Below are 22,491 nucleotides of genomic sequence, written 5' to 3' on the forward strand. Positions count from 1 at the left end.
TGCCTGCGTGAAAAGAGTGAGTGTCTTCTTCCAAAAAGCGGATCATCCGTGGTTGGATATCACTAAAGGACCTTGTCAAATCCTGTTTTTGAAGGAATTGGTACAAGGCCTAACGAGAAATCTGTGCACGGGGATCCAGCGCAACGGACTATCTTATACTACTTATGGCGCCATGTCTAATGGTTTTTTATCACTCTGTGGCGGGGGCGCGGAACTTAGCGTACAGCTCCGCGGTGGGCGCGGTGGGCGCGGCGGAACGTCGCGCGAACAAACTAAGCGCCTGCACCACTACCCTACCGCCAACACCCTAATACATATGACAAAACAGGGGCCTCCCGTTCTGGGAAGCCCCTGTTTGCGGTATTTACGCTGCACACCGTTCCTGCACCGTATGGGCCGGAATCGGGTGAGCTGCGCGTTGCGCTGGATTAATTGCGCATATCCCTGTCTTACTTGAGGGAAACCTTTGCACCAGCCTCTTCGAGCTTGGTCTTGGCAGCCTCAGCGTCGTCCTTGGAGGCACCTTCGAGGATAGCCTTCGGAGCGGACTCAACGAGGTCCTTAGCTTCCTTCAGGCCCAGGCCGGAGACGACCTCGCGGACGACCTTAATAACGCCGATCTTCTTGGCGCCAGCGTCCTCGAGCACGACGTCGAACTCATCCTTCTCTTCCTCAGCAGCAGCTTCGCCACCGGCAGCGCCTGCAGCAGCAACAGCAACCGGAGCAGCAGCGGTGACGTCGAAGGTCTCTTCGAAGAGGTTCTTGAACTCGGTGAGCTCAACGAGGGTCATTTCCTTGAAAGCTTCGATGAGCTCTTCGTTGGTGTACTTAGCCATGATATGGCTTCCTTTCTACGCGTCTTCGTGTGGGAGGTTCCGTACCCGCCTGTCGGCGGCGAACCGACAGTGTTTACTTCTTCTCCTCGAGGGCCGCGGCCAGGCGTGCCATCTCGGAATGCGGTGCGCCCAGCAAGGACGCAACATTTGCCAGAACGCCGTTGAATCCACCGGCGATCTTGGACAGTGTGGTCTCGCGGTTATCCATGTCCGCGAGCTGCTGGATCTGCTCGGCCGTCAGAGCCGAACCATCCATTGTTCCGCCTTTAACCACGAAAGCGTCGTGGTCTGCGCCGAACTTCTTCATTGCCTTCGCGGCATCGACCGCTTCGCCATTGACAAATGCAATAGCGGTAGGGCCGTTAAGAAGTTCTTCGTCAAGACCTTCGACGCCAGCTTCGCGTGCGGCGAGCTTGATCATGGTGTTCTTGGCGACGGAGTATTCAACCTCAGCGCCAAGTTCCTTGCGCAGCTCTGTCATCTCAGTAACGGACAGACCACGGTATTCCGTCAGGATTGCACTGCTTGCGTTCTGGAAACGCGCAGTGAGCTCCTTGACAGCTGCAGTGTTCTTCGGGTTGGCCATGTACTCTCGCCTCCTTCCTTCGGTAAGTTTCACCGTCGGGGAGACCCAATGAGTAACGCCCCGCACAGGAGGCGGGGCGCACAATTCGTTCATCACTCTCTATTTCGTGTCAAGGCCTTACGACGTTCGCGTCGATAATGCTCTGAACTTCGCACTCTCCGGCTGAAACCTTGTATCCGGTTCGAACCTGGAGCGTGGTGATGAATACTTTGCGTTCGCGTTGTCTCCTGCGTGGGCCGTCACTCGGATGAGCAACACTTCGCTCAGATTTCCCTGAGGACCGACGGTCTGTGGTGAAACGTGAACTATCCTAAAGTTCCTCGGTGGAGACTACACACCAAGTGCACATTTTCAAAATCGACGACGTTTGGGGCCGCGTTTACGTCGGCGCAGTTCCGACGTTCGAGTCGGCGCTTGAACATCGCAGCCCCGTCGTCGGCAATTAGGCCTGCCGCCGGCTTGCCGTCGACCTCCAAATGCTTCGATTTACAAAAAGAAGGATTGTCATACATGTGCGTCTATAGTAGAAAAGCATAATCGGCACAATTTTCGGCGTGCGTTTTACCTGCGCAAAATTGGTGCGCGTTCTTTGTGCGCGGTTGTGCCTGCACCACATGACCATGCTTGATGCATGTGACCCCGTGTGATGCACATTTGAAGTTTTACCGCCTCATTGAAGGAGTTATCAATGATCGTTCTTCCCCCACCCGCTGATATGTCCAATGTCGACATCGTCGAATCGCACGTCCACAGCGGTTCCAGCACCAGCGAAGCTGCACTGAAGCAGTGGATTGAGGGTGGCGACTACGTCAAGCCGACCTTTGAGACTCGCGACAACGTACAGTTCCAGCTTCCCGACGGGGAAACAGTGAGTGCGGGCGACACGGTCGCTAAGGCCACCGACGGCACCTTCTTCGTGAAGCCGCAGCCCAAGGATTTCACCCAGAACCTGATTGATCAGGTCAGCCAGGGGCTGTAAACCTCGGCCATAGGGGCTCGTCCAGCGCTGGATAAGGAGCCCGTGCGGAACTAGATGTAGTTCCGCTTTATGGCTGATGCGAACGAATTCGGGATCACTGTTAATTTCCGACGGTGGTCCCGTCGTTTCATGGTTGCGTGATTTCGCGGGGCGCACTTTCGGGTGCGTCGGCGCGGGCCGTCATTCCGTAGGCCGTCGGCGCGGATCGGGAGCTTCGTTGACCGAATGTTTTACGGCCCCACGAAACACACGTCGGCACTAAACCCCCGATACCCCCGAATACGCAATTCCCATACATATTCCGTCTTCGTACAGGACAATAATTCCTGTAAAAATAGTCCTCGTACGAACCCTTGTACACGACACGAATCCGGCAATGAAGGAGCGGTCAGCTTCACTGTGAGTGGCCAAGACAACACCAAATCGCATTCCACTGCCACCGGCCGCAGCTATGGGAACACCTATCGGAGCAGCAATACGGGGCTCTTCGGTTCTGAGGCCCGCTCGGCAACTGATGTGGCCATGCAGTCGATTGTTGCCTACATCCGGGACAACCACCTCAAAGTCGGCGACCCGCTGCCTAGCGAGCTCACGATTGTGGAATCGCTGAAACTGTCGCGGTCGTCGGTGAGGGAAGCGATCCGAACCCTCGTGAGCCTGGACATCCTCGAGGTCCGACGCGGCTTCGGCACATTCGTCGCCGATATGTCTCTTGAGCCCCTGGTCAATGGCCTTACCCTGCGCATTACTCTCGACGACGACCACGCACGGTCGCGGCTGATCGATGTGGTCGATACGCGGCAGGCGTTAGATTTGCAGATCTCGCGCGACGTGATTGAGCATCGCGACGACATTGACGGGGTGTTCCTGGGGCGCCTTATTAACCAGATGAAATCCGCGGTCATGCGGAACGAGCCGTTCATGGAATCTGATTCCATGTTCCACGATCACATTCTGTCGGTGACCAGCAACGGGCTCATCCAGGAGCTGTCCAAGGCGCTGTGGCGGGTGCATATGGTGGCGGTGCCGAAGCTGCATCTGACCACGAAAGATAACCTGGAGCAGACCGTGGATGCTCACCAAAAGATTGTCGACGCCATTGTCGCGGGAGATGAGGACGCTTACCGGCAAGCCGTCGTCGACCATTACGAACCGCTTCGCGAAGCGCTTGGGGTTAAGTAGGTAGAGCTGCTGGGGGGCGGTGCTGAGGCGCGGTGCTGAGAGGCCCGCGCCCCTTGTTATTAGGCGGGCGCTTGCCGACGAACTACTTCCCGATTTCGGTGCGATAGAACCCCGTGAGCCACCTCGGATCGGTGATGGCGGATCCAATGATGACAGCGTTGGCTCCACGCTGGAGCGCGTCCTTCACCGCGTCGGGGGAATGATAATGCCCTTCCGCGATGAGCAGCGGCTCCTCCCCCGCCTCGTCCCGAACAGTGGAGATGAAGTCCAGGTCAGGGCCATCAAGGTGTTCCGTCGCCGGGGTGTATCCCGACAATGTTGAGGACACGATGTCCGCCCCAGCCTCGTACGCAGCTATCCCGTTAGCCGCGGTGTCACAATCCGCCATGAACAGCGCGCCGGACTCGTGAGCCGCTTTCACCAGGTCTTCGGTGGAGGATCCGTCGGGACGTGGTCGGCCGGTGGCGTCGGCGCAGACCACCGCGGCACCTGCGTCGGCAACCGCCTTGACCGACGCGACCGTCGGCGTGATGTACACGCCGGAGTCACCTTCCTTGGTTAATCCGAAGATGGGGACATCGACGGCGTCGCCGATGGACGTGATGTCGGCGATTCCCCCATAGCCACCGCAGCGAATCGCGGGCGTGCCTGCATCGACGCAGGCCTTCGCGCTCAGCGTTAACGCGTGAGTGTCGCGGAGCGGGTGGCCGTCGGGAGCTTGGGCGGACACGATGATGTCGCCCGCGACGATCGAACGCAGCTCCTGGCGCTTTTCAGCGGGGGTGGAGGCGGAAAATGAGAAGGGCATGAGATCTCCTTTGTTCGGTTGGTGCGTGGGGAGGGTGGTTACGAGCGCTTATGCCGCGCTCGAGCGTAAACGGCGGCAGCGACAAGAGGGCCTTCGCGCAGGGCACTATCGCGAATATCGCACGGCCGAACACTGTAAGCCAGATGGCTGCGCACGCCATCGCGAATTCGCCGCGTGATGGCCTCACCCAACCCCGACACTCCCCCACCGAGGATGATCGCATCGAGGTCGAGCCCCATCGCGAGCGTTCCCAGCATCTGGCCAAAACCGTGCAGATTCCGGTCGAGGACGTCTGTCGATAAGGAGTCCCCTTGTTGTTCCATTTCCATTAGGTCAGTCACTGTCGACGGGGACGCAAGGGCAGCGTCGCGGCGTGAACCGGACTGACCGTCGCGCTCCGAAATCGCTTCGTGATACGTCGCAACGAGCCCCGGACCGGACGCCACGTCTTCGCACCGAGCAACGCCGCTGCCGTAATGAGGGCAATAAAGTTCGGAAATCTCACCGGCCGTGCCGCGATTACCAGCGGCGAGATCGTCGTTAATAACGAACGCTGCCCCAACCCCCGTACCCAGGCTGACGTAGAGCAGGCGGGAGTGCGGGTACTCGTCGCGCCAACACAGCGTGTGCTCGCCGAAGGCCCACACGCGGACGTCGTTGTGCGCGAACACGGGGGCGTCGATGTGGCGGGCGATGCGGGCAGCAATGTCGGTGCCCTCCCAGCCCGGCATCGTGGCCCCGGCACGGGTGACCGTCGCGGTGTTGGGGTCGATGACCCCGGCGGCTGCCACCCCGACTCGCGCGATCGTATTTTCACTTGTCGACGACGATGTCCGGGCTGATGCTGCGCTGCCGGCTGCTAACTCCGGCGATGATAGTGCTGGCGCTGCTAGCGCTTCGGTGACGGCGACTTCCAGCTGGTCGGCGGTGTTCCCGCCAGCGGGTTGGCTGGGTACGCGCCCGTGGGCGATTACTGTGCGGGGGGCGTCGTCGTCGATAAGCCCCCAGGCGATCTTGGTGCCGCCAATGTCTAGTGCGAGTGTGAGTGCCACAGTGGTTCTACCCTTCTGCGCTGTCGCCGGTAATTGTCATGAGCCGTGGACGTCAGACGTCTTACAACCTATACTAGCAGTCACAATAGTTGTGGCGAGCGCGCAGTTGCGTCGCGGCGAGCCAGCAGTTGCGGGCGATCGTATTCTTCATGGCAGCACAGTCACACGACCATAGTTAGGAGCACGTAAGGCTATGAGCCATCCGGATTTCACGGTGGAGGGGCGAGTCATTGACGCTGCGGGCATCACGGAGCATGCGCGCATCGAGGTCACGGGGTCGCGCATTTCGTCGGTCATTCCATTGGATAGCGAAACTACACATGCGTCGAACGAGGCGTCGGATGAGGTCTCGGGCCAGGCTCCGTCGGCTAGTGGCTCGTCGGCAATGTGGAGTGCATCCGATATGCCGACAATCATTCCGGGGTTTGTCGATCTCCATAATCACGGTGGCGATGGCGGGGCGTTCCCGACCGGCGATGAGGAGAGCTGCCGCCGAGCCGCGGAGTTCCATCGTCGGCACGGAACGACGACCCTGCTGGCCAGCCTTGTTAGCGCGAATGAGCAGGAGATTGTTCGGCAGCTGGACATTCTGAAGCCGCTGGCCGACGAGGGGCTGATCGCGGGGGTACACCTGGAGGGGCCGTTTGTGAACGCGCACAAGTGCGGCGCGCAGAACCCCGACCGGATCGTACCCGCCGACGCCGACATGTTCGCGCGCGCCGCCTCCCGCTACCCCGGCCTGATCCGGCAGATCACACTGGCCCCCGAAAGCCCGGGTGCCGAGGCTTGCCTGGACGTGTGCGCGCGCGAGGGGATCATCTTGTCGCTCGGGCACACCGATGCGGACTACGACACCACTATGAACTTCGTCAGCAAAGCTGTAGACCGGGGCATCATGGTAACCGCCACGCACCTGTTCAACGCGATGCCGCCCCTGCACCATCGGACACCCGGCGCGGCAGCCGCCATGATCACCGCGGCGAAAAATTTCCCCGGGCGGGTGTTTGTCGAGCTCATTGCCGACGGCGTCCACCTCCACAACGGGACCGTCGACATGGTCACAGAGTCGCTCCCCGACTCGGCGTTCTTCATTACCGACGCAATGGAAGCCGCCGGGAAGGCCGACGGGTCATACGTGCTGGGGGCGTTGGCTGTCACCGTGGCCGATGGTGTGGCTCGATTAACGACGACTGACGGGTCGGTGGGGTCGATCGCCGGCGGAACTTCGACGCTGTTCGACCAGTTCGTTCGGGCTGTTCGGCGCGGGTTCGACCCGGTGGATGCGGTGAGGTCCACGAGCGCGACAGCTGGGCGCGTGCTCGGGTTTGGGCGTGATGCTTCTGGTGATCCGGGCAGCGCTGTCTCCTCCTCGGCCGCCGGCACCAGAGCTGGCCACTTATCGGTTGGGGCTCCCGCCGATTTTGTCGTCGTGGATCCGAACTTCGAGCTTCAAGAGGTCTACGCCGCTGGGCAAGCGCTACATGTGCGAGAGGGTGAAACCGGGTCGGCGCGCTAGTTCGCTAACCCACCCCTCCGCGCGAGAGTGTTTCCGTGCGGGCGGCTTCCTCGGTCAGGCGGTGGGCGTCAGACGTCGGCAAGAAAACCCGGCGTCAAACGTCGGTAAGAAAATAAAACGGGAAAACCATTCACATCGTTAAGAAAACAACCAACGAGAAAGGGACAGCAAAGAGTCATGGAAATTGTCATTCGCAAAACACCCGAGCGAGTAAGCCTTCAAGCCGCCGATATCCTCGAACCCTACGTCTCGGAAGGTGCCACACTCGGGCTGGCAACGGGATCGACGCCACTAGGCACGTACCAAGAATTGATTCGTCGGCATAACGAATCCGGGCTATCTTTTGCTAACAACCAAGCTTTCCTTCTCGACGAATACGTGGGCCTCCCCCGCGACCACGAACAGTCGTACTACCGGACAATTCGTCGCGAATTCACCGAGCATATCGACATCAAAGATGAAGCCGTGTCCTCGCCCGACGGTCTGGCCGACAACATCGACGAAGCCGGGCGCGCGTACGACGAGCGCATTCGCAACGCGGGCGGTGTCGACATTCAAATTCTCGGGATCGGGACCGACGGGCACATCGGATTCAACGAACCCGGCAGTTCGCTTAACTCCCCAACGAGGTTGAAAACGCTGCACCCGCAAACCGTGAGCGACAACGCGCGATTCTTCGACAGCGAGGACGACGTGCCGCGGCACGTGCTCACCCAGGGGCTCGGGACGATCCAACACGCCCGCCACCTGCTGCTTCTGGCCACGGGCAAAAACAAAGCCGCGGCAGTTCAAGCGCTGGCGGAGGGGCCGGTGAGCGCATCGTGCCCCGCGAGTGTTCTGCAGCTTCACCCGCACGCGACCGTCATTATCGACGAAGCGGCCGCTACCTGCCTCGAGCACAAGGAGTACTACATCTTCGCGGAGAAGAATAAGCCTGAGTGGCAGCGTTACTAGGGCTGGGGGTTGATCCTCCGACCCGGGGAATAGGCCCTCACCTGAAGCGAGCGTAGATAGGTGGGGCGAGTGTGGATGGTTCCTTCCATGTGTGGAAGTTAGGTGCCCTGAAGGGATCGGGCGGATTAGGACAGATTCGGGGGGGACCCGGATAAATTCGGGCGCCGACCAAAAGTAGGCGGGTCGCACACGGGGCAGCACGACCGATAATAAATGGCCATGTGTGAGTCCTGCTCCGGAAAACTGTGGGGGTATATGGGTCCCGTAGAAAACTGTGGGGGTATATGGGCGAGAAATGGCCAAAAATTGACCATATCCCCCCACACTTTTACCAAAGGGCCGCGATATACCCCCACACTTTTCTTAGGTAGCACGGTCGCGCCGTCGAGATAGCCCCCGAGCGTGTCCTACCGTGACAAAACCCCAGGTCACGGGAGCACGCCAGATCACTGGGGAAAGCCGGTCCACGCCAGATCACTGGGGAAAGCCGGTCCACGCCAGATCACTGGGGAAAGCCGGTCCACGACAAAAGCAGTGCCCCCCACAAAACACCACTCCTTACAGCATCCCCACGTCTTTCAGCACTTTTTCGATGGCTTTCACATTGTCGCCCTCAAGCGCCGCGACAGGGTTCGGCATCTGGTTGCTCTCAAACACGCCGAGCAGCTTCATCGCCGTCTTGAAGGCACCGACCCCAGCCCCGAATCCGCTCACACCGTTGGTCACCATGACAATGCGCATCAACCGTGCAGCTTCTTCCTGTGCCTCGCGAACGCCCTTCCAGTCGTCGTTCTGGAACGCTTTCCATTGCCGCACGTAGACCTCGGGATTAACGTTGGCCAGTCCGGGGACTGAGCCGTCGGCACCCGCAAGATAGGCGCCGTCGACAACCACTTCGTGTCCAGTGAGTAGCTGGAGGGGATGTCCCGCATCTTCGTTGTCTTGGATGAGGAACCGGAAGCTGACGTCGTCACCCGACGAATCCTTCACCCCGGCCAGCACACCAGCCTTGCCCAGTCGGACCAGCATATCGACGGGGAGTTTGGTGTGGACGCACACCGGGATGTCGTAAGCAAATAGCGGCAGGTCAACGGCCTCGTGGATGAGTCGGAAGTGCTGCTCAACTTCGGCCATCCCACCCAGCGCGTAAAACGGGGCAGTAGCGACGATGGCATCCGCGCCGAGTTTTTGGGCACGACGGGCGTGCTCGATGACGCGCTCGGTCTCCGTATCGATGCAGCCAACAAGGACAGGGACACGGCCGGCGACCTGCTCGATCGCGGCTTTGACAATCTCGTCCCGACGCTCGTCGGTGGAGAAGGCAACCTCGCCGGAGGAACCGAGGAAAAATAGGCCGTTGACGCCGGCGTCGATGAGGCGCTCGATGTTGCGGTTGAAGCTGGGGCGATCGAATGTGCGGTCCTCGGTCAGGGGTGTAACGACCGGTGGGATAACTCCGCGAAATGTCGAACTCATGTGGAAACTCCTTACACGTATTTTTAGATTCGATGAATATTCAGTGACTGTGGCGTGGGGGACGGCGCGCGAACTACTCCAGGCGAGCTACGAGCAGGGCCATAGCGCCCACTCACCTAGCTACTCGACATGTGCACGACCACCGCACTTCTGTAGCTCGGGCCCAAACCAGCTGAGCGGAATCTGTGTCAGATACAACCCCTGCCACTCGTTTTCCCACAGCAACCCGATCTTCCCACTGGGAAGGTACGTCATGGATTGATACACGTAATGGCCTGGATTGAATGTGCGCGCTATCGTCCATGTCCTGCCCTCGTCCGTCGAGACGCGGAGCACCCCGTTGCCACGGTAAGGCATCAATTGGGACGCATTGGCAAACACATACAGTGGCGCATTGGCTTCGGACGAGGCGTCAACCTCGGGTGACGCTCCAGCCCCAGGCTGATCATGGATCGCGATCGCATTAGGCTGCGAGAAAATCTCCGGGATATCCGGGTGGTAGGTAACCTCTCCCCAGGTTTCCCCACCATCCTCGGATATCGCCGTGGCCACGCGCCCGGACGGGTGCTGGTTCCGCATGAGAACCATGAGCCTTCCGTCCTTGAGCTCCACCAATGTAGACTCATGCGTGGACGCTTCGTCGTCGGCAAGTGTGCGCGAATCGATCGTCGCCCCTTTGAAACGCCGACCATCATTCGGCGAAGCACCCCGGTGCCACGTCTCGCCATGGTCATCGGAGTAGATCACCGCGCAGGAAAAGTGCTTCGGGTTGTCGCCGGAGTAGTACACCGGGATCACGAGCCGGCCCGCGTGCTCGCCGTGGTGGAGCTGCACACCGGTGCCGGGCGACGTCCCGAGGAACGCCATCCACTCCTCTTTGACCTGGTGGTTGATCAACTCGGGCGCGGACCACGTCTCACCCTCATCGTCGCTGGTCACGTGCACAATGTACGAGGTCCGGAGGGTCAGCAGCGTCTGATTCGAATCCTCGCCATCGGCCAAGTAAATATTCCCCGCTGGTTGCCCGGCGCGGGTTACCCAACCTTCCTTGTCGACGCTGAACTCGGTGGCCTTTCCATCTTCAGTAACGACGGAACCATCGGGATTGAGCACGTACGTCGTGGGCGAAGACTCCGGGGGTGAGGATGCCCCGGGCGAGGGCTCCGCGTCCGACGCACCACCAGCGCTAGTGTCGGTCAGAATCAGCCGGCCTTCGGGATCCTGCCCCACGCCGTGAACGTTGTTGGGCTGGCCGATCCCACCCGGGAAGTGGTCTATCAGCAGGTGGACTGTGCCGGTGTCCTCGTCGTACACGGTGCACGAGTCGATCACGCTTGCCCCGGTGGCGCCCGCCCCTGGATACGTCAGGATGGTTTGCATATCTTCCCAGTGGTCGCCGCCGTCACGGGACCTACGAATGACAAAGTTAATGTCATTGGGCGCATCGTTCGCGATGGTCGTCCGCTGATCCGCGCCGGCAATCACCGTCCCGCTCGGCAGCGTCAAGAGCGACGGGATTCGGTAGCTCACTGCCCCGTGCATTCCACGGTCGAATAATGCCTGTGTGTGAACGGGGTCGACATGCGATAGCCGCTTAATCGCCCCGTCGGTGAGCGGGGTGGGGTAAATTGCAGCGCGTGCAACTTCGCCAAATAACCGTCGGCCGTGAATATCCTGCCCAATCGTAATAGTGTTTACCGGGCTGGCGTCGGCGAAGAATGCCTGCCCGGGGATCCGGGCTTCGCGGAATCCGTCGACGTAGAGATCGACGGCGCCTTCCCCCGCGCGGATGACGACATCATGCCATGTACCGTCCGCCCAGTGCCCACCAATCGCGAAGGTGCGCCACTCGTCTTCGCTGGTCAGGACCTCGTAGGTGAGACCCGTATCCGAGACCGACAGGCGCAATCTTTCGACGTCCTCCCCGCCCGCTGCCTCAACGTACCCCGCCGACAAGATCGTCCCGCCCTGGCCGACGCCACGCACGCGGAATCGTGTCAAGGTCGTTCCCGCTCCGAGCCGCGCGACCCGGCGCGTGTCATAGTCAGCCAGGTGATTGGCCGCGAACTGCACCATGGGTTGGGGTGGCGCCGCGTGCGCAAGGACGTCATTATCGGACAAGACGGTCCCGGTGCAGACAACGTCGGCAACGTCGACGGGCGCGTCGGCGATGGTAAATTCGTCCGCCTGAACGTCGGCAAGAAATGCTGTCGCCGTGCCGCAAAAGGCCTGGTACCCATCGAGATAAAACTTGGTACCTTCGGGGCCGACGGTCAGGGCAATGCTGTGCCATTGGCCGTCGGTGATGGTGGTGGCGTCTTCAACGTCGAGATCCTGCACCCGATCGGGGGTATGCGTTGTGATGTGAGGATAATCATCTTCAATCCTGATCGACAGCTCCCCCGTGGAGGTGTGGGCCTCGATGAGCGGGCCGTCAATGGTGGTCCGAACGCGGGCGAGTATCGAACCTGCATGATATGGGGTGGTCCGTAGCGTAGACATATGCGCTCCTGTTTGCCATGCGAATTACCATTCGTCCGGAAGCTCGCACGATGCACATGAGATAACCGTCAGCCCGGGCTCATCACGGGCCGGACTGTGGGCAACTTTTCGTAACGGCCCCGATCATACCACATGTCGGATGTCTGATGTCTGATACGCTGGAGACACAAACACGGTCCCAACTCCCACACTCTCACCCACACCTCAGGCACACGAGGAGGCCACTATGGTCACTAGCACGTCACCCACCAGTCACCCTCCCGCACAACGGTGGTGGACATACCTCACCAAAGAAGATTGGAAAGCCTTCTTTGCGGCGTGGATCGGCGTCCTCCTCGACGGCTACGATTTCGTCCTCATTGCCTTCGCCCTACCCCTGATAACCAAATCTTTCGACCTCACCTTGGTTGAATCTGCCGCCCTCATTTCCGCGGCCTTCGTCTCGCGGTGGCTCGGCGGGTTGCTCCTCGGCGCGGCCGGCGACAAATGGGGACGCAAACCCGCAATGGTCCTCTCGATCCTCATGTTCGCGTTCGGATCCATCGCCTGCGCATTCGCACCGGGGTACTGGTTCCTCTTCCTCTTCCGCCTCATCATCGGGTTCGCCATGGCCGGCGAATACTCGGCCTCCGCGGCCTACGTCATCGAATCGTGGCCGGTCCACATGCGGAACAAAGCATCCGGCTTCCTCCTCTCCGGCTACGCTTTCGGCGTCCTCCTCGCCGCGCAGGTCGATAAATACCTGGTCAGCTGGGTGGAATCCTGGCACCCGGGGTGGGGTTGGCGCGCGCTGTTCCTCACCGGCATCGTCCCCGTCTTCGTCGCCGTCTACATGCGACGCCGCCTCCCCGAAGCCAGCGACTGGAAAGAAACTCAAAAAGACGATCAGCGCGACGACGACATGCTCGACATTCTCTTCGGCAGCCAGCGTCGCATTCCGAACATCCTCGCCGTCGTGGTCGCCTTCGTCGCCCTGATGGTGATCTTCACCGAGGCAACATCGAACGCCGCGATCCTCATACTCTGCGGTGTTGCAGCAGCTGCCGTGTTCATCACCTTCATCGTCCAGTTCGATCCGAGCCGCTGGGTGATCGGGATCCTCATCATGATCACGATCTTCGCGTCATTCATGTACACCTGGCCGATTCAAGGTTTATTGCCGACGTACCTCCACGGGATTGGCATGGACCCCGGCGTGGTGGCCAACGTCGTTTCGTTCGCGGCGGTGGGGAACGCGTGCGGTTATATCCTCGCCGGATTTGCTGGTGACGCGATGGGGATGCGTCGGTGGTACGCGATCAGCATCATTCTCTCGCAGATCATCGTGATCCCGTTGTTTGTACAGACGAGCGGAATCGTTGTGCTGGTTGCCGCGCTGTTGTTCTTCCAGCAGATGTTCGGTCAGGGTGTCTCCGGCTTGCTGCCCAAGTGGGTGTCGTCCTACTTCCCCGTCGAGAAACGTGCCGCTGGCCTGGGCTTTTGCTACAACGTCGGCGCGCTGGGCGGTGCCGTCGGGCCTGTGTTGGGCGCCTCGATCGCGGCGAAAACGTCGTTGGGCGTGGCGCTGGCGATCATGTCCGTGGGCTTCGCACTCATCGTTGTCGTCTCGATTGGGCTGAACCTGCCGAAGGTGCTGCAAAAGGCGGTTAATCCCGACGCTGTTCGACCCGAAGATGGTGACGACGAAACCATCGCGGCCATCGCAGCTGGCGAGGAGCATCCCAGCGACTCCACGTCCAGCGACTCCATATCCGACGCCAACGACACCACCAACATCTCCTCACCCGCACCGAAAACGCAAGGAATGTAAACATGAACACCCCGAAAACGACTTCACCTGACTTCATCGTCGGCGCCTACGCCAGCCTCCCTTTCGACCGGCGCGACCAGGAAACGTACTACTCGCTCCTCGCCGAGCAGAACTGGATCAACGGGCTAGAGATCCCCTTCCCCGGCGACCTCACCGAAAGCCTCCCGTGGCTCAGCCGCCAGATCGCGGACCACTGGAATTCCAGCACCATCACCGCTATTCCGGGCACGATGGTCAACGTCGGCAAGAATCCTAAATTCGGCCTGGCTAGTGCCGATGAGGATGGCCGAGCTGCCGCCCTCGAATTCACCAATCGAATCTGCACAGCCGTCCAGGAACTGGCTAGTCGAACCAGCCGCAGCGTCATTAAATACGTCCAGCTCCATTCCGCCCCGACGCGGGGGGCCCACTCGGATGCCTTCGCACGTAGTCTCGACGAGATCGCCACGTGGGATTGGTCCGGCGCGCGCATCGTCATCGAGCATTGCGACGCACCTCGCGAGGATCATGAACCCGAAAAAGGTTTCTTTGAATTGGCCGACGAATGTACCATCGCCGCGGAACATGACGTGAAAGTGCATATCAATTGGGGCCGGAGCTGCCTGGAAGATCGCGACGCGACCACTCCTCTACAGCACATCACGACGGCCCGCGACAAAGGCGTGCTGGCTGGCGTCATGTTTAGCGGTGCGGGCGATAAAGATACTCAGTACGGCTACCCGTGGGTCGATGGCCACCTGCCTGCTTATCCCGACGAGCCGACGTCATGGATGACGCCCGACCGGATCCGCGAGTGCGCCCACGCAGCGCTTCACACGCCCGGCGTTTATCTGGGCGCCAAAGTGTGTGTACCGAGCGAATCGTCTCTCAACGAACGCGTTGCGATGCTCAAGAACATTTACGACGCGGCGCCCGGGGGATAAGCAGTGCCTCACGAAGACGCAGTGCTCAGAGAACATGGAGCGCTGAATAGCTAATCGCTTGGGCTGGGGCCTCCTGGGGAGGCCCCGTCGGGGGATCATCTGGGGGTTTCATTGGGGGCGGGGAGTTTGTCTGAATCGCATAAGCCCGGCGTGGAGGTGACGTCACGTGGGGGAAGTGGCGGCTTATTAAATCCCTGGAAAGAGGGAAATGGGCGCAGCCACCGGCCAATGTCACTCAGCAGTCGCCAGTTCAACGTCGATGGTATTACCCACGTCGGTGCCCTCTTTTATCCCCTGTGCAGGGAAGATCGTTCGCCCGCTCCCCTCTCCATTGAGACCGCACCGGACCAGAGGTTCTTATCCGCTATTCGAGAACCAACCGTCGGCTCAGACTGAATTCCCCGACTGCTATTGAGAGGCTCGTAGCGCCCACCCAGCCCAATCTCAGTCCACCACGCCGCATGCTCGACTGGTTGTTGTAACTGAAAACGCACCTGCCTGACGATCCACTCGAGATCGCCAGGCAGTGCAATTTCGGCCAAGATCAACTCGCCAAAGTATCCGGCCTGACCTGTAACGAGAACCAAGCCGACCACCAAATAGGACGACCAGCTCTCTACGACAACGCTATCCTAACCGAGTACACACACACTCAATCGGCGCCCAAAAGGGCCAGGTCTAACCTCGGGGTAACACGCCGTGGAGACACACCTTTGTCGTATAACCCACAAAAATGAAGGGCCCTCGGGCCCTTCACATTCTCAATTTTCATTCGTAGGTTTCCCACGTAGCTTGAGGCAGTGCCCCACGTACTCAGGGCACCCCTCGTCCAGCGTCGTTAAACCTGAGCCACAGACTTGGGTTCAGTGGGATCATCAGTATCGGGAATAACAGCGGCTGCTTCGTTCTTCAGCGCCTCGCGCCGAGCGGACTTCCGTTCGTAGCTCAAGTCTTTACCGTGGATTGTCAGCGGCAGAGTCTCGGCCCGAGTGGCCTTCGCGACACCTGCGAGCGGGAGGGACAGCACATAACCAGCCACCAGGGTTACGGCGAACGCAACGATGGAAATCATAAACGGTCCCAAATCAGTTTGGTTCATGAAGTAGCCGGATACCGCTCCCAGAAGAAGCCCAGCCAGCACACCAAACCGGTTCGCGCGCACGGTGAAAATCCCCAACGCAAAGACCGCGGCAATCGGGATACCAAACAGGCCGGTGAGCGTGAGGAACAGATCCCACAGCTCGCCTTTCTCCGAGGCGATGAGCCACAATGCGACGCTCGTCGAAAATAGGCCGGTAATAACAATAACCATGCGGCTGAACAGGACTGATGCCTCGCCACGGTTCGGCATGAGACGGTTACGGATATCAACCGTAATGCACGCAGAGATGGAGTTTAACGAGGAAGAAATGGTCGATTGCGCAGCGGCCAAAATGCCACCGATGATCAAACCGGCGACGCCACCCGGGAGCTCGGTCAGGATGTAGTAAGGCACGATCGCCGACGTGTTCACGTCATCCGGGAAACCGCCATTGCCCTGGTAGTAGGTGTACAGGGCGGTTCCCATGCCGTAGAAAATCGGGATGGTGATCAGCGCGAGGCACCCATTCACATACAGGGAGCCCTTCGTCGCCTGGACAGATGGCGTGGTCTGGTAGCGCTGAACCACATCCTGGCTGGCCGTGTAGGACTGCAAATTATTGAGCACACTGCCTAAGAAAATAATCGGAATCGACAGTGACAAATCGCTGAAGGTGAAGTTGTCAGCAGAATAGAACTTCCCTTCCGACGCGGCTTCGGACAAAGTATGGGAAATCGAACCCGGACTATTCACCATGGCGACGATAATCACCACTAACGCGCCCGACAGGAGGATGATGCCCTGAATAACATCGGACCAGATCACGCCCTCCATACCGCCGAGGAATGTGTAAATCACACACGCAATTCCCACCAGACCAGCGATCAGATAAGGGTTGATATCACTGACGGCGGTGAGAGCCAGCGTCGGCAAGTAAATGACGATGGCAATACGTCCGATGTGGAACAGGACGAAGAATAAGGAACCGAATACGCGAAGAACCACGTCAAAGCGTTCTTCCAGGTATTCATAAGCCGTCGTCACGTCCAGCTTGCGGAAGAAGGGGACGTAATAATAGACGAGGATGGGGACGATGGCGAAGATCGCGATGTTCCCCGCGGAGTATGCCCAGTCCGTCAAGTACGCCTTTTCCGGGATGGACATGAAGGTGATGGCGGACAGCGTGGTGGCGTAGATGGAGAAGCCCGCGGCCCATGCGGGAATGCGCCCACCAGCTTTGAAGTAATCATCGCTGCTGGCACCGGCGCGTTTCGAGAAATAGATGCCCACTGCCAACATGGCGACGATATAGACCGCAATGGCTAGCCAGTTCAGTGTGCCAAATTGCTGATGCATGGAGGATCGCTCCTAACGTGTTGTCAACAACCCGCTCACTGTGACTCACCGCCGTGCGGGTCGAACCCCACCCTACCGACCTGTCAGATGTCCGACAAGTGCAGTCAGGGGTGGCTCCTACCCCCGGCGACAACACTCGCGGCGAAAACAGTGTGTTGTTGACCCCCTGAGTGAGGTCTGCCACATGCCTTTTAGGCTTGGTTTGGTGGTTTCGTGGTTGCGTTGGTGCTGTCCGATGTTCATGGTGCTATCCGACGTGGCGGGCGTGCGCGGTGGCAGGCATGTCCGGACCCGAGCACCATCGTTGGAACTAATCACGGCAATCCCGTCTCCTGGGCCTTGAAAGCGTCGGTACCACACAGACGCCACGAGACAAAACCACCGTGATACACCGCTCGGGTGGAAAAGGCCTGGTCAGGTCCATCGGCGCGGTTATCGGCTACACCGGCTACATGACCCACACCCCGGTCTTCCCCGGCCTGATTGAAGGCCAAGTCATTTGAGGTAACGCGCGCCTGTTCTCACTGGCAGAGCTGGCCCGGAGGCAGCTGCGCCAAAGAGTTGATCGAGAAACGTCCGCTGAACAGCAGAAGCGTCTCAATCAACCCGTCGGACCGAGGTTAGGAATCAGATCCAATAGCTCATCGAGAATGGACGACAACTTCGAGATGGCTTCTAAACAGCTTAGAGAGCTGTTTAGAAGCCCTCAGGTAGGTATTATCCTGTCACCAGCTAAGACCAACCTTTTTTAAGGTTACGAGCGATCCGTCGGAGCGATCGCCAACCAGAAGGAGTCAAGACGGCTCCGGCAATAAGCCCACACATAACCCCAAGGTATATGACAGAGGGCCAAGCCTCTTCAATGAAAAAGCGGAACACAAGTAAGGCCACCACAAAACCCAAGATCGTTACTAGTAAGCGCATGGTCTACCACCCCATATAGTCAGCGAGAGCGCCCCCCCCGCACCTGCAATACAGCTGATTGCAAGACGTGGACCAACTTTTTTACCGAGAAACTTGACCAAGGTCCAATAGGAAACCCTCTTTTCAAGAATATCCATTATTTGGTCATATCCGACTGCACCGCCGACGCAACCAGCAAGGGAGCGGGCAATCCCAGAAACGACTCCCTTGTCATCATCCTCATCCTCTTCGCTCTCAGCGCTATATTGGATTATTCCTTTATCTAGCTCAGAATTCATTTCCGTCGCCGAAAGCAAAGTTGTTTCTTGGCCGCTGGCATCAGTGGCTATAGCATCACCATTATCAGTAAAACCGTACTCAACCGTTCCTTCAGGCAACGGATACCCACCTGCCAACTCAATATTTTTTATTAAGTTGAGCAAGATCATCTTTCGAAACGGTTTGTCGATCAGCGTTCGAGGCAGAAACCCCCTGGTGAGCTGCTACACAACCCTGTTCTTGTGAAGTAGGAGCAGCGCTAGCCGAGACGGCTGGGACCGAAACTAGGGGAAATCGAGGAAGATAACAAAATTGCCAATTTCTTCTTCCAGTTCATAAAAATATCCTCTCGGAGAGCAATGGGTAAAATTAACCTCCTCTTAGGTAAAGGACTATCCCAAAAGAAACTGATATTCGCAACCATCTTGTCCATTAATTCAAATAACTAATCATTATCCAAAGAAAGATAGGGGATAAAGGGCGGGTGTTTAGGGGTTTGGGGCCAAGTTCACCGGAGACGGTGAAAGAGAAAAGTTAGCGGGGGACGTCGCGGTTTTTCTACATCTTGGCTCGAGAACTGCGGTTGGATATGGAAGCCGGATAAAAGTGCGGGGGTGTATGGGCGAAAAATCGCCAAAAATTGGCCATATTCCCCCGCAGTTTTCCGCCACCCGGGCACAACCCCCGAACCCCGGACAAATCTCACGCAAGACGATCAGAAGCCCCCGCGCACGGGCTGCACAGGAGCCACGCGCGACCCGAACCTCCCCAAAAACCAACACAACAGCAGGGGTAAGCAGCGAAGAGTCGGTGCGGACACTTTTTGCTACTTACCTCGCTACTTATCCCGGGAATGTGCCATCCCATACACAAAAAGGCAGATCCACAGGATGCGAATCTGCCTATCTTTTGGCTAACCCAACCGGGCTAGATGCAACCAACCGGGCTAGCCGAGCTAACCGCTGTAATGCGGCTACAGAAAACTACTCAGCCTCGCCGGTGTAGTTCTTCACCACGGTGTTGTCGACGGGCACAGCCGGACCGTTGGTGCAGGACACAGTAACCTTCTTCAGGTAACGGCCCTTCGCAGCAGACGGCTTCACGCGAAGCAGTTCGTCGATCAGCGCGCCGTAGTTCTCGGCAAGCTGCTCGGCAGAGAAGGAAGCCTTGCCCAGCACAGCGTGCAGGTTGGCGGCCTTGTCCACGCGGAACGAAATCTTACCGCCCTTAATTTCCTTCACAGCCTTGGTGACGTCGGTGGTCACCGTGCCGGTCTTCGGGTTAGGCATCAGGCCACGAGGACCCAGGACACGTGCAACGCGACCAACCTTGGCCATCTGGTCCGGCGTCGCGATAGCAGCGTCGAAGTCGGTCCAGCCACCCTGGATCCGCTCAACCAGTTCTGCGGTACCGACGACGTCGGCGCCAGCTTCCTCAGCGGCGGTAGCGTTCGGACCTTCAGCGAAGACCACAACGCGGACCTCTTTACCCGTGCCGTTCGGCAAGGACACAGTGCCACGAACCAGCTGGTCAGCCTTGCGCGGGTCAACCCCCAGGCGGATAGCAACGTCCACCGTCGGGTCGTATGAGGAGTATGCGGTCTCCTTGACGGTCTTCATCGCGTCGATAGGAGCGTAGATACGGCCAGCGTCGATCTTCTCCAACGCAGCCTTGTAAGCCTTCGAGTTCTTGCTCATAAAAATCCAATCCTTAAGCGTTTGGAGTAGTGGTCGCGGGCCAGCAAGAGGCCCTCCCACTGAAAAGTGAATTACGCGAAACGCGGGCACGAAACCCGCACTAAGTGGAGTTACGCGGTCGCGCCCTTGACCTCGATACCCATAGAACGTGCGGTACCAGCGATGATGCGTGCCCCCATGTCCAGGTCATTCGCGTTCAGGTCTTCCATCTTGGTCTGTGCAATCTCCTTGCACTGATCCCACGTGACGGACCCGACCTTGTTGGTGTTCGGCTCACCCGAACCCTTCTGCAGGTTCGCAGCCTTCAGCAGCAGCTTCGCAGCCGGCGGGGTCTTCAGCTTGAACGTGAACGAGCGGTCCTCGTACACGGTGATCTCAACCGGAACGACGTTTCCGCGCTGGTCTTCCGTCGCAGCGTTGTAGGCCTTGCAGAACTCCATGATGTTGACACCATGAGCACCCAACGCAGGACCAACCGGCGGAGCCGGGTTAGCCTGACCAGCCTGAATCTGCAGCTTAATGAAGCCCGAAACCTTCTTCTTCGGAGCCATTGTTACAACCTCTTTCTGTTACCAAACAACGCGACCCTGGCCTCCACGGTGAACTTCCACCCGGGAGCGAGAACCACATCATTCGACCGGATGCCTGAATTCCCAGGCCACCGGAAAGATGACAGTGACATTCGTGCGTCCACTCAGCGGCATCCACCGTTGCGGTATTTCACCGTCACGATGTCCACCACCAAGGCTCAGCCACACACGAAGAATCAAGATACCGGAGCTCGGCGCCTTAGCCCAAATCCACCTAGGTGGCGCTTAGTTGATCTTCTCCACCTGGTCAAAGTCCAATTCCACAGGGGTCTCACGCCCGAAGATAGACACCAGAGCCTTCAACTTGCTGTTCTCGGCATCGATCTCGGAAATCGTCGCGGACACCGACGCAAACGGACCAGACAGAACCGTCACGGCCTCGCCGACTTCGTAGTCCACCTTGACCTTGTCCGCAGCAGGACGCGGAGGTGCAGCCACACCAGTGCTGGACACGTCCACAGCAGCGGGTTCCTCGCCTTCCTGCTCGGCCTTCTGCGTTGCGGTCTCCGGCGGCAACAGGAACTTCGCGACCTCACGAATCTTCACCGGCGTGGGGTGTCCCTCATTCCCGACGAAGCTCGTGATCCCGGGCGTGTCACGAATGACCGACCAGGATGCGTCGTCAAGCTCAATACGCATCAACACGTACCCCGGAAGCAGCTTGTGCTTGACAACCTTCCGCTTCCCGTCCTTGACCTCGACTTCTTCCTCAATAGGGACGACGACTTCGTGGATCTGCTCGTCGACACCCAGGGTCTGCGAGCGAACCTCCAGGTCGGTCTTCACTTTGTTTTCGTAACCTGAGTAGCACTGGACGATGTACCACTCACCCGGAAGTTTCTTCAGCTCACGCATGAACTTGCGCAGACGCACCTTGTAGGCCTGCATCGCGGCCGCCTCGGGGTCCTGCTCCGCCTCGTCCGCAGCAGAGGGCTGATCGGCGGCTCCTTCACTTGCCGACGCTCCACGTGCCGACGCTGACCCGTCCGCGTCGCTTCCTGTGGTCGCAGAGGGCGACGCCGCAGTGTTATCGCTTTCCGACGCCGTTTCCGTGGCGACGGTACCCTCGGCGTCCATATCGCGAGCTTGATCGGCCTCATTGTCCTGTGAGCCAGCAGCGTCGGCCTTATTACCTGCGTCGGACGAGCTCTGTGCTGCGCCCGCGGAGAACTGGGGCTGCTGTGCCTTACGAGCAGCCTCTTGGACATCAGCGGCTGCCTGTGCTGCTAAATCCGCGGCACTCTGCGGCTTGTCGGACTCGGTGGATGAATTCGTTGTAGCACTCATGAATAATGTCAGTCCTTCTCTGCGGTGTTTCCAAAGGAAAATCCCGCCTCCCCTCTCGGGTTGGCGGGACAATATGGGAGCGATTATACACAGCTGACCGGGCTATTCCCAACTACACTTTGCGCTGCTCGGAACCTCGGCCGACGTGAGTTGTTAATGCGTATTTAGTGAGTAAGAGTCCACTCGACGCCTTTACCGGCGAGGAAATCGACGCCCGAAACAATGCCGATCACAACGATCAGGAAGAGCAAGACAACGCCGGTGTAGACACCCATCTGACGCCACGTCGGCCAAATGACTTTCCGCATTTCGGCAATAACCCCGCGGAAATAATCGACGATCTGAGTGAAGATATTTCCACGGCCACCCACTGTCTCTGGGCCCGATTGGGCACTACGAGCGCGGGATTTTGACACAGTGGAGGATCCTGTGATCTGGCGTTTACCGGACGGACGCAATGCTCCCGTAGAGCTTCGTTCCTCGCTCACGCGCACTCTCCTCGACTGAGATGAAAATGTACACACGCCAGTTCCGCGGGAAACTGGCTTAATACGCTTTTGCAGGGGCGACAGGACTTGAACCTGCAACCTGCGGTTTTGGAGACCGCTGCTCTGCCAATTGAGCCACGCCCCTATGGTTTCCTACCGCTACCGTACAGCAACGGATCCACACCA

General features: G+C 58.9%; 18 protein-coding genes, 1 tRNA gene and 1 pseudogene. 7 read left to right on the top strand and 13 right to left on the bottom strand.

Features of this window, described 5'->3' with window-relative positions:
• Positions 1 to 449 precede the first annotated feature (449 nt).
• On the bottom strand, positions 450 to 836 hold the full coding sequence (gene rplL / locus JMN36_RS03515) for a 50S ribosomal protein L7/L12 (RefSeq protein ID WP_012732464.1): 387 nt from the start codon (positions 834 to 836) through the stop codon (positions 450 to 452).
• Positions 837 to 909: 73 nt separating this feature from the next.
• Positions 910 to 1,422 (bottom strand): 50S ribosomal protein L10, encoded by a 513-nt coding sequence (gene rplJ, locus JMN36_RS03520; RefSeq protein ID WP_204582725.1) that lies wholly within the window; start codon positions 1,420 to 1,422, stop codon positions 910 to 912.
• Between the two features lie 688 nt (positions 1,423 to 2,110).
• Between rplJ and JMN36_RS03525 the strand changes: the two genes are divergently transcribed.
• A complete protein-coding gene (locus JMN36_RS03525) occupies positions 2,111 to 2,401 on the top strand; it encodes a hypothetical protein (protein ID WP_052722123.1) in 291 nt (96 codons plus the stop codon).
• A 399-nt stretch (positions 2,402 to 2,800) separates the two neighbouring features.
• A complete protein-coding gene (locus tag JMN36_RS03530; RefSeq protein WP_221923855.1) occupies positions 2,801 to 3,583 on the top strand; it encodes a FadR/GntR family transcriptional regulator in 783 nt (260 codons plus the stop codon).
• An 82-nt stretch (positions 3,584 to 3,665) separates the two neighbouring features.
• On the opposite strand, the gene JMN36_RS03535 is transcribed toward JMN36_RS03530, so the two are convergent.
• Together JMN36_RS03535 and JMN36_RS03540 are read right to left on the bottom strand one after the other, a co-directional pair.
• Positions 3,666 to 4,391 (bottom strand): N-acetylmannosamine-6-phosphate 2-epimerase, encoded by a 726-nt coding sequence (locus JMN36_RS03535; protein ID WP_221923856.1) that lies wholly within the window; start codon positions 4,389 to 4,391, stop codon positions 3,666 to 3,668.
• Positions 4,392 to 4,429: 38 nt separating this feature from the next.
• Positions 4,430 to 5,443: an ROK family protein gene (locus JMN36_RS03540; RefSeq protein WP_221923857.1), complete on the bottom strand. Its 1,014-nt coding sequence runs from the start codon at positions 5,441 to 5,443 to the stop codon at positions 4,430 to 4,432.
• Positions 5,444 to 5,636: 193 nt separating this feature from the next.
• On the opposite strand from JMN36_RS03540, the gene JMN36_RS03545 reads away from it, so the two are divergent.
• Positions 5,637 to 6,959, top strand: a complete 1,323-nt coding sequence (locus JMN36_RS03545; protein ID WP_236881714.1) for an N-acetylglucosamine-6-phosphate deacetylase — start codon at positions 5,637 to 5,639, stop codon at positions 6,957 to 6,959.
• A gap of 177 nt (positions 6,960 to 7,136) precedes the next feature.
• A complete protein-coding gene (gene nagB / locus JMN36_RS03550; RefSeq protein WP_221923858.1) occupies positions 7,137 to 7,913 on the top strand; it encodes a glucosamine-6-phosphate deaminase in 777 nt (258 codons plus the stop codon).
• A 558-nt stretch (positions 7,914 to 8,471) separates the two neighbouring features.
• Here nagB and JMN36_RS03555 read toward each other — a convergent pair.
• Both JMN36_RS03555 and JMN36_RS03560 read right to left on the bottom strand, forming a co-directional pair.
• Positions 8,472 to 9,389, bottom strand: a complete 918-nt coding sequence (locus tag JMN36_RS03555; protein ID WP_221923859.1) for a dihydrodipicolinate synthase family protein — start codon at positions 9,387 to 9,389, stop codon at positions 8,472 to 8,474.
• Positions 9,390 to 9,509: 120 nt separating this feature from the next.
• Positions 9,510 to 11,891 carry a sialidase family protein gene (locus JMN36_RS03560; protein WP_221923860.1) on the bottom strand — a complete coding sequence of 794 codons (2,382 nt, stop codon included), beginning with the start codon at positions 11,889 to 11,891 and terminating at the stop codon, positions 9,510 to 9,512.
• 226 nt (positions 11,892 to 12,117) lie between these two features.
• Here JMN36_RS03560 and JMN36_RS03565 point away from each other — a divergent pair, with 226 nt between their 5' ends.
• From JMN36_RS03565 to JMN36_RS03575, 3 genes and pseudogenes are all read left to right on the top strand, one after another.
• Positions 12,118 to 13,701: an MFS transporter gene (locus JMN36_RS03565; protein ID WP_221923861.1), complete on the top strand. Its 1,584-nt coding sequence runs from the start codon at positions 12,118 to 12,120 to the stop codon at positions 13,699 to 13,701.
• A 2-nt stretch (positions 13,702 to 13,703) separates the two neighbouring features.
• On the top strand, positions 13,704 to 14,624 hold the full coding sequence (locus JMN36_RS03570; protein WP_221923862.1) for a DUF4862 family protein: 921 nt from the start codon (positions 13,704 to 13,706) through the stop codon (positions 14,622 to 14,624).
• Positions 14,625 to 15,079: 455 nt separating this feature from the next.
• Positions 15,080 to 15,306 (top strand): annotated as a pseudogene (locus JMN36_RS03575) (IS1249 family transposase); the annotation flags it as partial.
• Between the two features lie 156 nt (positions 15,307 to 15,462).
• Here the strand turns inward: JMN36_RS03575 and JMN36_RS03580 are convergent.
• From JMN36_RS03580 to JMN36_RS03610, 7 genes are all read right to left on the bottom strand, one after another.
• Positions 15,463 to 17,061 carry a sodium:solute symporter family protein gene (locus tag JMN36_RS03580; RefSeq protein ID WP_221923863.1) on the bottom strand — a complete coding sequence of 533 codons (1,599 nt, stop codon included), beginning with the start codon at positions 17,059 to 17,061 and terminating at the stop codon, positions 15,463 to 15,465.
• A 911-nt stretch (positions 17,062 to 17,972) separates the two neighbouring features.
• On the bottom strand, positions 17,973 to 18,413 hold the full coding sequence (locus JMN36_RS03585) for a hypothetical protein (RefSeq protein WP_221923864.1): 441 nt from the start codon (positions 18,411 to 18,413) through the stop codon (positions 17,973 to 17,975).
• Between the two features lie 813 nt (positions 18,414 to 19,226).
• Positions 19,227 to 19,940, bottom strand: coding sequence for a 50S ribosomal protein L1 (gene rplA / locus JMN36_RS03590; RefSeq protein WP_012732480.1), 714 nt, complete (start codon positions 19,938 to 19,940; stop codon positions 19,227 to 19,229).
• A gap of 110 nt (positions 19,941 to 20,050) precedes the next feature.
• Entirely contained in the window at positions 20,051 to 20,491 is a 441-nt protein-coding gene (rplK, locus tag JMN36_RS03595) for a 50S ribosomal protein L11 (protein ID WP_012732481.1), read from the bottom strand.
• 264 nt (positions 20,492 to 20,755) lie between these two features.
• Positions 20,756 to 21,817 carry a transcription termination/antitermination protein NusG gene (gene nusG / locus JMN36_RS03600; RefSeq protein WP_221923865.1) on the bottom strand — a complete coding sequence of 354 codons (1,062 nt, stop codon included), beginning with the start codon at positions 21,815 to 21,817 and terminating at the stop codon, positions 20,756 to 20,758.
• Positions 21,818 to 21,981: 164 nt separating this feature from the next.
• On the bottom strand, positions 21,982 to 22,305 hold the full coding sequence (gene secE, locus JMN36_RS03605) for a preprotein translocase subunit SecE (protein WP_012732483.1): 324 nt from the start codon (positions 22,303 to 22,305) through the stop codon (positions 21,982 to 21,984).
• A gap of 72 nt (positions 22,306 to 22,377) precedes the next feature.
• Positions 22,378 to 22,450, bottom strand: a tRNA-Trp gene (locus JMN36_RS03610).
• Positions 22,451 to 22,491: the final 41 nt, after the last annotated feature.

The sequence above is a fragment of the Corynebacterium pseudokroppenstedtii genome (genome assembly GCF_019754945.1).
In the GTDB taxonomy this organism is placed as follows: Bacteria; Actinomycetota; Actinomycetes; order Mycobacteriales; family Mycobacteriaceae; genus Corynebacterium; species Corynebacterium pseudokroppenstedtii.